General features: G+C 62.5%; 12 protein-coding genes. 2 read left to right on the top strand and 10 right to left on the bottom strand.

Annotated elements, in window-relative coordinates; all coding sequences use genetic code 11:
* Nucleotides 1-115: 115 nt before the first annotated feature.
* From JOY50_RS21580 to JOY50_RS21535, 10 genes are all read right to left on the bottom strand, one after another.
* Nucleotides 116-874, bottom strand: coding sequence for a WecB/TagA/CpsF family glycosyltransferase (locus JOY50_RS21580; RefSeq protein WP_138736349.1), 759 nt, complete (start codon nucleotides 872-874; stop codon nucleotides 116-118).
* The gene (locus JOY50_RS21575; RefSeq protein WP_132840781.1) at nucleotides 874-2,061 is read right to left on the bottom strand and encodes a glycosyltransferase family 2 protein; all 1,188 of its coding nucleotides are present in this window, start codon (nucleotides 2,059-2,061) and stop codon (nucleotides 874-876) included. Before JOY50_RS21575 ends, JOY50_RS21580 begins: the two co-directional genes overlap by 1 nt.
* Nucleotides 2,058-3,260 carry a glycosyltransferase gene (locus JOY50_RS21570; protein ID WP_028613951.1) on the bottom strand — a complete coding sequence of 401 codons (1,203 nt, stop codon included), beginning with the start codon at nucleotides 3,258-3,260 and terminating at the stop codon, nucleotides 2,058-2,060. Before JOY50_RS21570 ends, JOY50_RS21575 begins: the two co-directional genes overlap by 4 nt.
* A 49-nt stretch (nucleotides 3,261-3,309) precedes the next feature.
* Entirely contained in the window at nucleotides 3,310-4,314 is a 1,005-nt protein-coding gene (locus JOY50_RS21565; protein ID WP_132840779.1) for a VirK/YbjX family protein, read from the bottom strand.
* Between the two features lie 9 nt (nucleotides 4,315-4,323).
* On the bottom strand, nucleotides 4,324-5,301 hold the full coding sequence (locus tag JOY50_RS21560) for a glycosyltransferase family 2 protein (RefSeq protein WP_132840777.1): 978 nt from the start codon (nucleotides 5,299-5,301) through the stop codon (nucleotides 4,324-4,326).
* A gap of 5 nt (nucleotides 5,302-5,306) precedes the next feature.
* The gene (locus JOY50_RS21555) at nucleotides 5,307-5,831 is read right to left on the bottom strand and encodes a serine O-acetyltransferase (RefSeq protein ID WP_028613948.1); all 525 of its coding nucleotides are present in this window, start codon (nucleotides 5,829-5,831) and stop codon (nucleotides 5,307-5,309) included.
* A gap of 8 nt (nucleotides 5,832-5,839) precedes the next feature.
* Nucleotides 5,840-6,796 (bottom strand): glycosyltransferase family 2 protein, encoded by a 957-nt coding sequence (locus JOY50_RS21550; RefSeq protein ID WP_132840775.1) that lies wholly within the window; start codon nucleotides 6,794-6,796, stop codon nucleotides 5,840-5,842.
* Nucleotides 6,789-7,406: an acyltransferase gene (locus JOY50_RS21545; RefSeq protein ID WP_028613946.1), complete on the bottom strand. Its 618-nt coding sequence runs from the start codon at nucleotides 7,404-7,406 to the stop codon at nucleotides 6,789-6,791. The genes JOY50_RS21550 and JOY50_RS21545 overlap by 8 nt, the downstream gene beginning before the upstream one ends.
* Before the next feature lie 104 nt (nucleotides 7,407-7,510).
* Nucleotides 7,511-8,977, bottom strand: a complete 1,467-nt coding sequence (locus tag JOY50_RS21540) for an FAD-dependent oxidoreductase (protein WP_132840773.1) — start codon at nucleotides 8,975-8,977, stop codon at nucleotides 7,511-7,513.
* A gap of 236 nt (nucleotides 8,978-9,213) precedes the next feature.
* Nucleotides 9,214-10,590, bottom strand: a complete 1,377-nt coding sequence (locus JOY50_RS21535; protein WP_132840769.1) for an oligosaccharide flippase family protein — start codon at nucleotides 10,588-10,590, stop codon at nucleotides 9,214-9,216.
* 95 nt (nucleotides 10,591-10,685) lie between these two features.
* Here JOY50_RS21535 and JOY50_RS21530 point away from each other — a divergent pair, with 95 nt between their 5' ends.
* Both JOY50_RS21530 and JOY50_RS21525 read left to right on the top strand, forming a co-directional pair.
* Nucleotides 10,686-12,212 carry an O-antigen ligase gene (locus tag JOY50_RS21530; RefSeq protein ID WP_132840766.1) on the top strand — a complete coding sequence of 509 codons (1,527 nt, stop codon included), beginning with the start codon at nucleotides 10,686-10,688 and terminating at the stop codon, nucleotides 12,210-12,212.
* Nucleotides 12,213-12,217: 5 nt separating this feature from the next.
* Nucleotides 12,218-14,818, top strand: coding sequence for a cellulase family glycosylhydrolase (locus tag JOY50_RS21525; protein ID WP_243055800.1), 2,601 nt, complete (start codon nucleotides 12,218-12,220; stop codon nucleotides 14,816-14,818).
* The last annotated feature ends 71 nt before the right edge of the window (nucleotides 14,819-14,889 follow it).

Here is a 14,889-nt window from a genome sequence, read left to right as displayed (position 1 = left end):
AAACATCAAGTCTTGAATACAGCGTGTTCAACGCCAGTGAAGCCGGATCGCGCAGCCCCCAAGCCACTGATCTCACTGTAGCAGCCACCTGCCATCGGCGCGGACTTTGGCCGAATCATACGATGCCCCTGGCCGAATCGGCGGCCTTGCGGCACAGCAGGGTGCGCAGCAGGAACAACGGATTGCCCACCACATAACGCATGAACAGGCGTTTCGGCTCGCGTAGCAACCGGTAGGCCCATTCGCCACCCAAATGCCGTAGCCAGTGCGGTGCCCGGCTGACCTTGCCACCGAGGAAATCCAGAATCGCCCCACCGCACACGATCAGGCACGGCCCACCGACGGCTGCCAGCCTGGCTGCTACTGCTTCCTGCTTGGGCATGCCCATGCCCAGCACGATCAGTTCCGGCTGCTGTTCCCTGGCCAGTTGCAGGTAGGTGTCGATGCTGGCGAAGCCATCGTGGACCGAGACCGGCACTACGCCAAACAAGGCTTCGCTGTGTTGCACAGCCTGGTTCAGGTAAGGTTGCTGCGTGCCCCAGAACGCTACCCGTCGCCCACTGTATGCCGCCATGAGACTGGGAATGAAGTCGGTGCCATTCATGTTGAGCCCAGGCTCCAGCCCCAACCGGCGATAAAGGATCGCCATGCCAGAGCCGTCGCGCAATAGCACATCGGCCGCCGACAACGCCTTACAATACGCACCGTCGCGCACCACCAGGTTCATTGCATGTGCATTAACGAAGCCCAGCACGGTTGCAGATTCCGGGGCGGCAAGCCTGTCGAGCAGGTGCTGAGCCGCGGCGCTGTCAGGCACCACCTCAAGCGTGTCGATAATACCCTTCCAGCGTTTCTGCCATTGCCACTGGGCCATCAGTCATCATCCCGTTTGGAGCGCACCCATTCGACCTGGCGCTTGATCAGGAACCCCAGGTACAGGGGGATCTTCCTTGCGGCGTAAAAAGGCGCGTACAGCAGCACGGAAAACGGGATCAGTTCACGGCAGAAGCGTGCCCACGCCAGCACAACGGCAAGGCCGAGCATGACCAGCGCAGCCAGTGCGATCCACGCAGGCGTCGCATGGCCTGACAGCCAGCACGCCAACCAGGTCACCAGATTGAGCCCCAGCAACGCCAGCACCAGCAACGCCAGAGGTGGCACCAACAGGTCCAGGGTCATGGCCAGCAGGCTGCCGTTGCGCTGGCTGATGGCGGCCAGCGCACGCTTGGGTGCATCGGCCAGCATCAAGCCCAGATGGCCATGCTCCCAGCGGGTGCGCTGGCTGTTCATGCCTTGCTGGCTGGCCGGAAACTGGCTGGTGACCAGCGCTTCGGGGCAGAACACCGGCGGCTTGCCCTGCTGGCACAGATCCAGCCCCAGCTTTACATCCTCCACCAAGTGCCCATTGGCCAGGTTGATCAAGGCCAGGTCGTGCCAACCGAATGCCATGCCTGCCCCCATCAGCTGGCACGGCAGCCCCAGCCGGGCCCAACCACGCGGACGCACCAGGTTCTTGACCCGCCAGGCGAATTCGGCGACCTGTACCTTCAGCCCGCTACCGGCGGGTGCGCGCATCAGATACAGCGCCTGCACCGGGCGCTTGACCTGGTGATAACGACGCGCCAGGCAGTCAATCGCCCCCTCGCCTACCTGGCAGTCGGCATCCACCACAATCACCACCTCGGGCGGCTGGTCGGCCAGGTGGCGTACGCCGAAGTCCAGGGCGTAGCCTTTGCCACGTCGCAACGTATCAAAGCGTTCCACCACCTCGGCGCCGCCCTCGCGGGCCAGCCGCGCCGTGTCGTCACTGCAGTTGTCGGCCACCACAAGCAAGCGGTCGCCTGCGAGTAATTGCGGGGTAATGCTCGCCAGCGTTGCCCGAATGATCGCAGCCTCATCATGGGCCGGTACCAACACTGCCACCCGCGGACGCACGCTGGTGCCCAGGGGCCGCGAGCGCGGCGGCAGGCAGGCCAGCAGCATCTGCAGGAAAAACACCGACACAGGCACAAGGGCGATGACCGCCAGCAGGCCCAGTAACCAACTCAATACACTCATCATGCGGATGCCTTGAAGTAGCCGGCCAGTTTGGCCGCCTCGGTGTCGATATCATGCCGTTGCAGCACGCGCTGGTAAGCCGCCTCACCCATGCGCTGCAGCACGTCGGCGGGTTGCGCAAGGCATTCGGCCATGGCCTGCGCCAGTTCGTCCACCGCGCCAGCAGGGAACAGCCAGCCGTTCTCGCCCGGGCGCACCAGCTCAGGGATACCTGCCACGTAGGTGGTCAGTACTGGCCGGCGCAAGGCCATGGCCTCCATGATCACCACCGGCAAGCCTTCGGCGAAGCTGGGCAATACCAGCGCGCGAGCGGCAAGGATTTCGTCGCGTACCTGTGTGCTGCTGATCCAGCCGGTGATGCGTACGTGCTGCTGCAAGCCGTGGCGGGTAATCAGCGCCTCGATCTGCTCGCGCATCTCACCGTCACCTGCCAGGACCAGTTCGAAGGCGATCGACTGTGCCGCAAGCTGACGGGCCGCCTCAAGCAACAACAGCTGGCCTTTCTGTTCACAGAGCCGGCCGACGCACACCAGCCGTGGCACCGCCGGAACATTCACCGGCAGCACCTCATGGAAAGCCCGCTCCAGGCCGCAATGCACCACTTTCACTTTGGCCCAATGCTCGTGCGCCACCCAGCGAAACAGCTGGCTGCGCCCGTAAGAACTCACCGCTGCAACAAAGGCGGCACGCCGCACCTTCTCGCCCATGTGCAAGAACTGCGGCTTGTCGAACTCTTCCGGCCCATGCACGGTAAAGCTATAGGCCGGGCCGCCCAGCAGGTTGGCCAGCATCACCACCTCGGTAGAGTTGGTGCCAAAATGGGCATGCACGTGTTTGGCCTCACCGGCCTGCAGCCAGTGCAACACCTGGCAGGCCTCGGCCAGGTAGACCAGGTGGTAGGGCCACGCGCGGTCAGCGCGCAAGCCAAGGCGCATCGCCAGCCTCAAGGCCTGGAAAAAACGCCACGGTTGTGCGCGCAGTACCTGCAACGCAGGCGTCAGCAACCCTTTTATGCCGCCTTGCAACACATAACGGGTCTTGGCCCGCTCGGCCGTGTCCTCGGCGTCCTGCAACTCAGCGTCCCACCCCCGCAGAGCAATGCGTTGCACCTCTACGCCCTGGCGCTCCAGCGCCAGTATCTCGCGGCGGATGAAACTGTGGCTGACCTTCGGGTACTGATTGATGAAGTAAGCGATGCGCATACGAATCCAGATCCAAACCCGCTTGATGACCTACCTCCCCTGGCAACCTTCACTTCAGGCTGTCGACTACGGGCGGTCTGTCTACTGCCGATGCACTCACAACAAATGCATCCCCCTGTTTTCCTTGTAGTCCAAGGTTGTGACCGCTGCTTGGCAATGCTGCCTGCAACCGCGCGAAAACATCGTCGAGCATCGCCTGGCGGCGGCGGTACATCGCCCGTTTCTTCGCCGGAATGTCGGTTTCCGCCCGCTGCGCCGGGGCCAGCGGGAGGGTGTAGAAGTCCGCCTGATTCGAGGCGCTGGCGCCGTGTTCCTGCCAGATGACGTCATAGTTCGCTGCAAGGTCCTGGCCCTTGTCGCTGCCAAAATACGGATGCCGATGGTGCCGGCAAGCATCGCTGACCGCGTACAGGTGCGCGACACCCAGCGTTCGGGCCAGGCACTTCAGCGCTTCGAGTACCAGGCTGCGCGGGCGCAGGCCTTCGAAGTCCTTGGTCAGGTCGCGGTAGATGGCCAGCGAGGTTTCGCTGTCGATGCCTTTGTGGATGCCCTGCACGGCGCCGATGAACAGGTACAGCTCACCCTGGCTGCGGCACAGGGTGAACGCCAGTGAAGCCACGCGCAGGTCGCCCTGGAACAGGTTCAGGACCAACTCGCCTTCGCGTTTGAACCAGATCGGCCGGTCCAGCACCAGGCGGCAGCCCGGCGAATGGCTGGCCAGATCGCACAGCGTCAAGCTTTCGTCCCGCCCCAGCAGCAACAGCGCCGGAAACTGACCTGCCAGCACTTCAAAGTGCGAAGCGACCACCGCCAGGCGCTGCGGGGCTTCCCAGCATTTGCTGAGATAAGGCCACTGCACCACACCGATGCAGTCCACCCCAAGCCGCTGCACACCTTGCTTGCCGAGTGCCGCCGTCATGCGCTGCATGAAACCATTGAGCTCAGGCCATTGCCTGGCAATCTGCAGCATCAACTTGTACTTGTTGTTCAACGCCCGCAACGAGTAGCCCGGTTGCAAGGTAAACACGCTTTTCACGAGGGTGCCGAGCATCATGGTTATCTCTCACTTGTACTCGATCAAAGCCGATTTGCCGGCCGCGAAGCGGTGGCGCATGAACTTCAGCTGGCCGAGCATTTCCGGGAACTTGCCCAACACCAGAAACACCGCCTGCAGCCAGTTTTCGCGCGCCGACTTGCCACCGCGGCGCGCCAGGCGCACGGCCTGCAGCGGGTAGATCAACAGCAGCAGCAGGCCCCAGCCACCCAGCAGCAGGCAGGCCAGCACGATCACCACGGGTATGCCCAGGCCCCATAACCACGCCCGACGCGACTCGCGCAACCAGTGCTGCTCGGGCGGCTGGCCATGCAGGTAGGCCCCTTCGGCATAGGCATGGCCGGCACGCAGGCTGCGCCTCCACCATTGGCTAAAGCGGGTCATGGCAGCGTCGTGCAGGGTCATTTCGGCGGCCAGGCGCCAGACCTTCCAGCCCTTGGCCCGCAAGCGCACGCACAGCTCAGGCTCCTCACCGGCAATCAGCTCGGCGCGAAAGCCTCCGACAGCGGCAAAAGCGTCTGCGCGCATCAGCGCATCGCCACCGCACGCCTTGGCCTCACCGATTGGGGTGTCCCATTCCAGGTCGCACAACAGGTTGTACACCGACCGTTCCGGGAAGCGCTCGCGCCGCCGGCCACACACCACTGCCACCTCGGGGTGGTGGTCGAGAAACTGCTGTGCCGTGGCCAGCCAGTGGGCATCCACCTCGCAATCGCCATCAACAAACTGCACCAGCTGCATCGACGGCAGCAGCCGCTGCAAGGCGCTAAAGCCTTCGTTGCGCGCGCGCGCTGCGGTGAACGGGATAGCCAGGTCCAGCGCCAGTACCTCCACCCCCAGGCTGCGGGCCAGCTGCAGCGAGCCGTCGGTGGAGTCTGAGTCGACATACATGACCTTGCCCGCACCCTTTACCAGCGAACGCAGGCAACGCTCCAGACGCGGGCCCTCGTTGCGACCGATGACCACCACCCCGATTGCTGTCGCCATGGGCCTCACTCGACGGGCGCCGTGGCGGCGGGCTGCCTGGCCTTGATGGTGGCCGGCACCCCTACCGCCAGGCAATTGTCCGGCACATCCACCAGCACCACGGCGTTGGCGCCGATGATCACGTTGTTGCCAATACGGATGCTGCCCAGCACCTTGGCGCCGGTACCAATATCGACGTTATTGCCAAACACCGGGGCAATCGGCTCGTCGACATTCTTCAAGCCCACCACCACGCCGTTGCGGATACGGCAGTCATCGCCAAACCGGGCATAGCCACTGATGACGATGCCGCCAAAATGGTCGATGACGAAGTTGCGGCCGATCACCACTTCGCACGGCAGTTCGATGCCAGTGATGATCTGCACGAACTTGAACAGCACCTTGTAGATCAGCGAGAAGAGTTTGCGCAGCAGTGCCGGGCGCACGGTGTAGCGCCACCGACCAAAGCGGTATACCAGCAACACCCAGAAACCCTGCGCGCCCCAATCTCCGCCATGGGCCCGCAGGTCGGCACGAATATTCTCGAACATGGCTCTAGCTACCTTGTCGGTTGGCTGGCGTACCGGGTCTTGAACAACAGTGACCAGGTCGCCCGGCAATGACGCCAGCAGGACTGAATCGCGCCCCAGCCGCGTCGTTTCAACAGCGCCTTGAGTGCCAGCACCAGGTCACCCAGGGTGACCAGCAGCATGTGCAGGGCAAGCCCCGCCAGACCGTGATGCTTGCGGAAATACAACAGCTCGCTCTCGATCTGGTAGGAGGAAATTTGCCGGCTGGCCGCTTCCAGCTCCGCCACGGACTTGGAGCTTTCGCCCCCGATGTGCACCACTGTGGTATGCGGGTAGAACACCACCTTCCAGCCGGCCTCCTTCACCCGCTTGCAGTGGTCCACCTCCTCGTAGTACAGGAAGTAACGCGGGTCGAACAGGCCCACCTTGTCAAGCACTTCGCGGCGTACCAGGTAGAAGCAACCCGGCAACCAGTCGCACTCGCGCACCGAGGCGTGGTCCCAGGTCATTTCATCGACCATCTTCAACCCCGGGAAGAAGCGCCCCAACCCGGTACGCCCGACAAACACGTTAAGCGGTGTAGGGAAGTAGCGGCAACTGGGCTGCAAATCGCCGTCGCGCCCCTCCAGGCGCACCCCCAGCACGCCGCACTCAGGGTGTGCGTCCATGTAGTCGAGGGTTTTTTGCAGGGAGTCGGTGGCAACGAAGGCATCGGTATTGAGCAACAAGGCGTACTTGCCTTTCAGGTGCGCCAGCAACTGGTTGTTTGCCCGGCCAAAACCCACGTTTTGCTTGTTGCTCAGCAGCAATGCCTCGGGGCACACCTGGGCCATGCGCTGCACCGAGTCATCGCGCGATGCGTTGTCCACCACCAGGTAACTGGCCAGCCGCTCGCTGTCGGCCCGGCGCAGCGCATCGAACATCGGCTGCAGCAGTCCGGCGGTATTGAAGTTGACCACCATGACATCCACAGGTTTGCTAGCCATTTTTGCTGTCCCCGAAGAAGTACTGGCGCCTTTGTGCCATCAGCTGTGGTTCCACTTCCGGGTCGTAGGCGCCATTGCGCTGCTTGACCAGGTCGATCCATGGGTAGGCTTCGCAACGTGCCTCGACCCGTTGGATCAACTGTTCGGTAGTGCAGATGAACTCGGCCGGGTTGCCACCATAGACAGTACCTGGCGGCACGTCCTTGGTCACCACCGCCCCTGCGGCCACGATGGATTCGGGCCCGATGGTCACGCGGGGCATCACGATCGCACCATGGCCGATGAAGCAGTTGTCCTTGATATCGATGAAGCCGACCGAATCCAGGTGCTTGCCAAAACGATGCTCGATCAGCAATACCACCCCGTCATGACCGATCAACGTGCAGTCGGACAAGCCCACGCTGTTACCGATACGTACCAGCGAAGGGTCGAGAAACTTGCAGCCTGTATTGACGAAGAAATTGCTGCCGACAGAGTGAAAGTTGCCCCATCGGGCGAGGTAGGCACCCCATTCAAGGCCAGAAGGGTTGCAGAATCTCCTGTAGAACTTGCCCCCTCGCCCGGTTGCATGGGCGTAGTGCGCCACTGCCTTGCGTATCCATCCCTTCATACTGCCTGGCCTCGCGATCTGAACAATCTGGAGTGTCCTGAGGCGTTCCGGTCTCATTTTTCTAGGTGCTGACCGCAGCGCACTCAACCGATGTACAACCTGCATCACGCAGCGGCGCCGCTGGCCGCTCTCATCCTGGTATCGAGGTGATCGGCCAGCCGCACGGCAAACTGCAATAACGGCATGGTCGGGTTGGAGGCGCCCCCCTTGGCGAAGATACTGCTGCCGGCGACATACAGGTTCTCGGTACCGAACACCTTGCAATTGGCATCCACAACACCGAACTGCGGCGAAGCTGCCATGCGCGTGGTACCCATGTGGTGGGCATGCGGCGCCATTGTCAGCGGTATCGAGGTGTCGTAAACGAAATCGTTGAGCTTGACGAAGCCCAGGTCCATGTCGGCGAACTGCTTGGCCAGTTCGCTGCCAATGCACTTGATGGTGTGCCGGTCATCAGCGCTCAGCGCCCAGTTGACATTGACCTTGGCCACCCCCAGTGCGTCCTTCTCGTCCAGCAGCGAAATACGGCTGTGCAGGTTGGGGAACTGCTCGATCATGGTGCTGATCACGCCGTCGCCCGGGCAGCTGAACTTGGCGACGAAGGCGACCTTGCTGGCAACCCCCATGTCGCAGGCCAGGTTCTCCAGAAAATGCTTGACCTCGGCGGTGCGGCCATAGGTCTGCACATCGGCCAGCAAGGCGGCGGTGACATTGCCCTTGCCGGCCTTGTACTCGTCCACGAAGGCATCGGTGGTGTAGTACTGGCGCGGCTCCGGGTCCTGCCCGGACTTCAGGATGAACGTACCCAGGTCGATGTTCAGGTGCTCCATGAAGCATCCGCCGACCAGCCCTTCCTTGCTCACCACGCCGGCCGCCACCAACGTCTGGCTGTTAAGCAACTGCCGGGCATTCTCGATGGCGCCCGTGGCCAGGATGAAATTTCTTGCCACCAGGCGCTGCCGATTGCGTTCGTAGTCGGATAAAACCACCGCAGCCAGATGGCCAGAGCCCTTGTCGAATTCCAGGTCTACGCAATTGCAGTTGATGAATACGTCCAGGCCTTTGGTCTGCTCCAGCGCCGTGGCGTACTTTTGCGCAAAGCGTGTCGGCGTGCTGAGCAAAAAGCGGTCTGCCTCGAAGTCACCGCCATCCAGGCCGGTATTCATGGTACGAAAATTCGAACCGGGTGGCAGGTCGACAATGTCCATTGCTGCCGGCAGGTAGGCTTCGATCTCCGAATAGGGAATAGGCCAACCCGGCAAATCACCTGGCGGGGCGACGGTAAAGTCTGACGGCGTGAATGGCCGGCAACGGCCGGCCCAGTGGTTGGAGGTGCCCCCCAGATAACGCAGGCGGGTCTCCTCGGCATACAGCTCCAGGCCCGTGGATGCACAGGCGTACAAGCCTTGCGAGTGCGGCGCATATTCGCGCCCCCCGCCTTCGGCGAGCAGTACGTTCCAGCCAGCGGCGGCCAGCCGCAAGCCCAAGGTGATACCCGCCGGGCCGGCACCGATGATGCAGAAATCGTAGTCGTCTCGCAGCGCCTTCTGCTGCTGAAAGTCCTTGATCATGCTGGCGGGTTCCGCAAGTAACGGGACGGCAATACCCAACCGTTGATTACCACGAACCCGGGCTGTTCGACAGGTTTGCCAGCACCGGACGCCGAGGCGCCAAACACCGCGCCACCCACACCCAGCAAGACACAACTCTGGAGAAAGCCTCTACGGCCCAACTGCGCAGTACAAAAAGTGAGCTTCCCCATAATCCCGTGACCTGTACCCATGAAAGTTGCACCCAGCACGCTGCTTCAAAGCCAGTTGAAAAAGGCCGTCAGCAGTGCTCCGCACAGCGCCCCGACCAGCAACATCGGCAGCACCACAAGCTCACGTTTCAGGCTGAACATACCCAGTTTGCAGTTCACATACACAACCAGCACCATTGTTGGCACGGCATGCAGGGCGACGCCCCAGATCGCCCATTCCACACCACCAATCGCCAGCAATAGCGGTAGCAGCCCCCATAGCGAGACCAGGCGGATGATGTTGTCCATGGCCTGGTATTTGGTCAGGCCCAAGGCAATCCACACCTGATGAGCCAATGTATAGCGCATTACGATGAACGACAGCGAAAGAATTGCTAGCATCTGGCCAGCTTCACGGTAGCGATCGTCATACATCCAGCCGATCAGCAACGGGCTGGCGGTCAGGAAGCCACCACAGATGAACAGCACAAGCAGGTCCACGAGCAGGCGGAACCGGTGATACAGCGCTGTGAGGCGCTCCTTGTCATCAGCCCGGGCTGCTTCACTGAAGGCGGGAAGCGCCACGGCACCGACAATTTTCATCAGCGCGGTCTGCACTGCGCCAAGGATCAGCACGGCAATCGAATACACCCCCAGTTGCGCCGCCGACATGCTGGCGCCAAACCAGATGCGGTCACCGTACATGGCCAGCACGCCGACCATCGACGACAACAGGATCCAGCGGCCGAACACGATCAGCTCGGTCAGCGCCGTACGGTCCCAGCGCAGGTGATTGTTCGGCCCCTCCAGGGCGGTATGCCCCAGCACAGTCCAGGCCACCGCCGAAACCAGGCCTGAAACCACCAGTGCCCAGATCGAATGGGTCAGCAAGCCCAGCACCAGCATCACCACCAGGCCGGCCACCTGCGAGGCCAGGTCGACCAGCACCACGCGCTTTTGTTGGAAAGTTCTGACAGCCACATCTATCTTGGTGGACTGGAACCCCCAGATGGCTGCCGACAGGCCGGTTACCGCCAGCACCATCGGCAGCACCGGGGCAGCATAGGTAGAGTCGGCCGGCCACAGTTCTGCCAGCTGGGCCAACCAGGCGCCCATGGCCAGCAGCAGGGTCAGGGCAAACAACAGAAAGCCGCGGATGATCTGCACGGTCCAAGCGGTGTTGAGAAAATCCGGGTCGTCACCACGGTGACTCTGAATGATGTTCTGGCGCAGGCCGACATCGGAAAGCAGATGCAGAAGCACCGAAACGGTGGTGGCGATGACCATCACCCCGAACATTTCCGGCAGCAGCAAGCGGGCCATGATCAGATTGCCGCCCAGGCGCATCACCTGAGAAGCCACCTGCGAGACCAGGTTCCACGACCCGGCCCTCAGGGCCCGGTTGCGCAGGCTCGCAGCGGCTGACACATCAATCGACGGCATGACTTCAATCTCTGACTGATTGGCTAAAAGTCACTATAGTTTCAATTAGCCACGATGCTAGCCGTTGCCCACCAAGGGAAAGGTGTACATAGCCGATGCCTGAACATTTTCGTGCGTTGATCGTCATCCTGTTTTTGGCGAGCGTGGTCTTCTTGATGGCGCGGCGGCCTGCCACCGACCTTATTCCGCTCAGCGACTACAAGCGCCGGCGCAATCTCTGGTTTCTGCTGACTGTGCTGGCCTTTGTCTCGCACAGCTTCTGGCTGTACCTGGGTGCAGGCGCGGTCATCCTGTTGCTTGCAGGGCGCCGCGAGCACAACCCCATGGCGTTGTTCTACATGCTGCTGTTCCTGATCCCGCCGGCATCGGTGCAGGTACCGGGGTTTGGCGTGGTCAACTACCTGGTCGACCTCAACCATATCCGCCTGCTCACCCTGTGCGTGCTGCTGCCGGCCGCGCTGCAGCTGCGCCGGCAGGCGGACACGTTGCGCTTCGGCCGTACCTGGGCCGACAGGCTGCTGGCGGCCGGGCTGCTGCTGATGAGCGTTTTGTATCTGCGCGAAACCACCCTCACCGACACCCTGCGCCAGGCGCTGTACCTGTATGTCGACGTATTCCTGCCGTATTACGTGGCCAGCCGTGGCCTGCGCCAGATCAGCGACTTCAAGGACACCCTGCTGGCCTTCGTGCTCACCGCCTTCGTCATGGCGCTGATCGCCGTGGCCGAATATGTGCGCCACTGGCTGCTGTACAGCGCCCTGATCGACGCCATGGGCGTGCCTTGGAGCATGTCCGGTTACCTGAGCCGTGGCGGCGCACTGCGGGCCAGCGTCACCACCGGCCAGGCGATTGCCTTGGGTTACGTAATGAGCGTGGCGATCGGCCTGTTCCTGTTCGTGCAGGGTTATGTGCAACGCCCGCTGCACAGGGCGATGGGCGCACTGCTGCTGGCCGCCGGGCTGTTCGCGCCGTTGTCACGTGGGCCGTGGATCGGGGTCGTGGTCATCGTGGTGGTCTTCATTGCCATGGGCAAAGGCGCGGTCAGGCGCCTGGCGCTGCTAGGCGCGGCCGGCATGCTGGCGCTGCCCTTGCTGACCGTCATACCGGGCGGTGACAAGGTGCTGGACCTGCTGCCGTACATCGGCAACATCGAAAAAGAGAACATCACCTACCGCGAGCGGCTGATGGACAACTCCTGGATCGTCATCCAGCGCAACCCGCTGTTCGGCTCGTTCGACTTCCGCAACACCCCGGAAATGCAGTCGATGATCCAGGGCGAAGGCATCATCGACATCGTCAACACCTACATCAATCTGGCGCTGCGGGTCGGGCTGGTCGGGCTCGGGCTGTTCGTTGCGTTCTTTGCCGTGGTGTTGAGGGGTATCCGCAGGGCCATGCTCAGTTTTCCCGACAAGGATGACGAACGGCGACAGCTGGGGCGGGCGCTGCTGGCAACGCTGATCGGCATTCTGGTGATCATCTTCACCGTCAGCAGCATCACCTTCATCCCGGTGGTGTACTGGTCAATCGCGGGGCTTGGCGTGGCCTACATCCAGATGGTCCGCCGGCTGAACAGCAGCCCGGTCATGGAACTGGCCGAACCCGACCTACAACCCAGGTAATGTCAATGAACGTGCTCACCCTGCATCATCTCGTGCGCCTTTCGGCCATTGCCGGCCTGGCCTTGCTACCGGTGGCCGGCTGGGGGTCAGACTGGCAGGTCAGTGTCGATGAGCAGAATGGCTTGCCCACCGTGACACACGGCGGCGGCCCGGTGATGAAAGCCAAGTTCGACTTCTGGGCGGCCAACTGGAGCTGGACCGGCTTTTACACCGACTTCAAGGTCACTGGCCCCTACCAGTACACGCTGCTGGGCAAGAACAAGGACCTGGACTTTGACCTGAAGGCGGATATCCGCAAGGACCAGGCACAAACCCTGAGTTGGACATTCGACCTCAACGCCCACAGCCGCCAGGCCGGGGTGATGGGCGGCGGTATGGTGTTCCAGTTCGACCCGGCGCAAATCGCGGGCGACATGGGCGCCCCGCAACTGTTGCCCGACAACCGCGGCTGGTCGTGGGGCAAGGCCGACCAGGGGCGGCGGGTCGAGATGCGCTTCGATCCGCCACTGGCCAAGGTCTATTTCGAGCGCGGCAACCCGTCCGAGCTGCGTGCGTTTCTCTACAAAGACCCGATCAGCGCCGGCCGCCAGCAGCTCAAGGCGGTGCTCAACGTGACCGGCGACATCGAACTGGGCCCCACGCCCACCGAGCGTTTCGGCCTGGCCGACCCCGCCAGCTGGCCCGATGACCAGCTGGACTGGCGCACCTCACCGGTGGACCTGTCGTTCCTCAATGCCGCTGAAAAGCCCGCCGGCAAGCGCGGCTTCGTCAAGGCGGTCGGCGAACAGTTGATGTTTGAGGACAACTCCCCAGTGCGCTTCTGGGGTACCAACCTGTCTGCCTATTCGCTGTTCAAGAGCCCCGACGAAGAAATCCGCCAACAGGCCAAGCGCCTGTCGGCACTGGGCTTCAACCTGGTACGCCTGCACCATCACGATTCGCCGTGGGTGAGCCCAAACGTGTTTGGCGACGGCACCTTGCTGCGCGACACCCAGCAACTCAGCGCCGAGTCGCTGCGCAAGCTCGACCTGTGGATCAAGGCACTCAAGGACGAAGGCATCTACATCTGGCTGGATATGCACGTGCAACGTGCGTTTACCGCCAGCGACAATATTGAAGACTTCGATGAGCTGCCCGAGAAGGAAGGTCGCGTCGACCTGAAGGGTTACGCCTACGTGAACGACAGTATCCAGAACGCAATGAAACGGTTCGCCGAGCAGTACCTGACCCATGTGAATGAATACACCGGCCTGGCTTACAAGGACGACCCAGCCATCGCCGCCGTGCTGATCACCAACGAAAACGACCTCACCCAGCACTACGGTAACGCGCTGATGCCGGACAAGGATGTACCGCGCCATAGCGAGCGCTACATGGCCGCAGCCAAGGCCTTCGCCAGGCAGCATGATCTGCCCGCCGACCTTACCTGGCGCGCCTGGGAGCACGGCCCGTCGAAGCTGTTCCTCAACGACCTGGAGCAGCGCTTCAACACCGCCATGATCACCCACCTGCGCGGCCTGGGCGTGAAAGTGCCGATCGCCACCACCAGCACCTGGGGCGGCAATGGCCTGAGCGCACTGCCGGCGCTGACCGCAGGCGATGTAGTCGACGCCCACAGCTACGGCGCCATCGGCCAGCTGGAGAAGAACCCGTTGACCAGCGACGGCATGATCGACTGGCTCGCCGCCGCCCAAGTGGTGGGCAAACCGCTGACCGTCACCGAGTGGAACGCCGAGCCGTTCCCGCTGCCTGACCGCCACTCGTTGCCGTTGTATGTAGCCGGCACCGCCAGCCACCAGGGCTGGGACGCCATGATGCAGTACGCCTACAGCCAACAAGGCTTCAACCCGGGCTGGCGCACGGCGGACAACTGGCACGCGTACAACGACCCGGCGATGATCGCCACCCTGCCCGCTGCCGCCCTGCTCTATCGCCGTGCGGACGTCAAGCCGGCATCTACCCGCTACGTATTCGCGCCGACGCCCGCCACCCTCTACAACCAGGAGATCACCCCGCGCAATTCGGTACTGTTGCGTACAGCCCTGGAAAAGGGCCAGCTGCAGATCGCACTGCCGCCGACCCCGGAACTGCCCTGGCTGAAACCTGCCGCCATCCCGGCTGGCGCGCAAGTGCTGCAGGACCCGGGGCAATCGCTGCTGGCCGCCGATGCCATGGAGTCGGTTACCGACACCGGCGAACTCAAGCGCAACTGGCAACAAGGCGTCTACACCATCGACACGCCCCTGACCCAGGCCGCCACCGGCTGGCTGGGTGGCCGCTCGATCAGCCTGGGTGCCGTACAGGTACAGACGAAAACCCCTTACGCCAGCGTGGCGGTACAGAGCCTGGACGGTAAACCCTTGGGCCAGTCGCGTGAGCTGCTGCTGTCACTGGGCACACGTGCCATGCCCAAGGCCGATGACAAGACGCCCTTCAACGTCGAACCTCTTGAAGGCCGCTTGACCATCAAGGCACCCGCCGGTCTGAAACTGTTCGCCCGCGATGCACAGGCACAGCTGAAGGCACTGCCGGTGGCCTACAAGGATGGGTATTACAGCATTACGCTCGATGGCAGCTACATGTCCAACTGGCTGTTCTTGAAATAGGGTATAGGGCCATCTACGCTCAGGTCACCTGTAGCTGATCATCCCACCTGCACGTTTCAGGGACGGTTCAC

Source organism: Pseudomonas sp. BP01, from assembly GCF_022760795.1.
GTDB classification, from domain to species: domain Bacteria; phylum Pseudomonadota; class Gammaproteobacteria; order Pseudomonadales; family Pseudomonadaceae; genus Aquipseudomonas; species Aquipseudomonas putida_Q.
The sequence above is the reverse complement of the archived record's forward strand: the minus strand, read 5'-3'. Positions and strand labels throughout refer to the sequence as shown.

Coding starts and splice junctions, on each gene's coding strand:
- JOY50_RS21580 (WP_138736349.1), bottom strand. CDS start 874: ATGGCCCAGTGGCAATGGCAGAAACGCTGGAAGGGTATTATCGACACG.
- JOY50_RS21575 (WP_132840781.1), bottom strand. CDS start 2,061: ATGATGAGTGTATTGAGTTGGTTACTGGGCCTGCTGGCGGTCATCGCC.
- JOY50_RS21570 (WP_028613951.1), bottom strand. CDS start 3,260: ATGCGCATCGCTTACTTCATCAATCAGTACCCGAAGGTCAGCCACAGT.
- JOY50_RS21565 (WP_132840779.1), bottom strand. CDS start 4,314: ATGATGCTCGGCACCCTCGTGAAAAGCGTGTTTACCTTGCAACCGGGC.
- JOY50_RS21560 (WP_132840777.1), bottom strand. CDS start 5,301: ATGGCGACAGCAATCGGGGTGGTGGTCATCGGTCGCAACGAGGGCCCG.
- JOY50_RS21555 (WP_028613948.1), bottom strand. CDS start 5,831: ATGTTCGAGAATATTCGTGCCGACCTGCGGGCCCATGGCGGAGATTGG.
- JOY50_RS21550 (WP_132840775.1), bottom strand. CDS start 6,796: ATGGCTAGCAAACCTGTGGATGTCATGGTGGTCAACTTCAATACCGCC.
- JOY50_RS21545 (WP_028613946.1), bottom strand. CDS start 7,406: ATGAAGGGATGGATACGCAAGGCAGTGGCGCACTACGCCCATGCAACC.
- JOY50_RS21540 (WP_132840773.1), bottom strand. CDS start 8,977: ATGATCAAGGACTTTCAGCAGCAGAAGGCGCTGCGAGACGACTACGAT.
- JOY50_RS21535 (WP_132840769.1), bottom strand. CDS start 10,590: ATGCCGTCGATTGATGTGTCAGCCGCTGCGAGCCTGCGCAACCGGGCC.
- JOY50_RS21530 (WP_132840766.1), top strand. CDS start 10,686: ATGCCTGAACATTTTCGTGCGTTGATCGTCATCCTGTTTTTGGCGAGC.
- JOY50_RS21525 (WP_243055800.1), top strand. CDS start 12,218: ATGAACGTGCTCACCCTGCATCATCTCGTGCGCCTTTCGGCCATTGCC.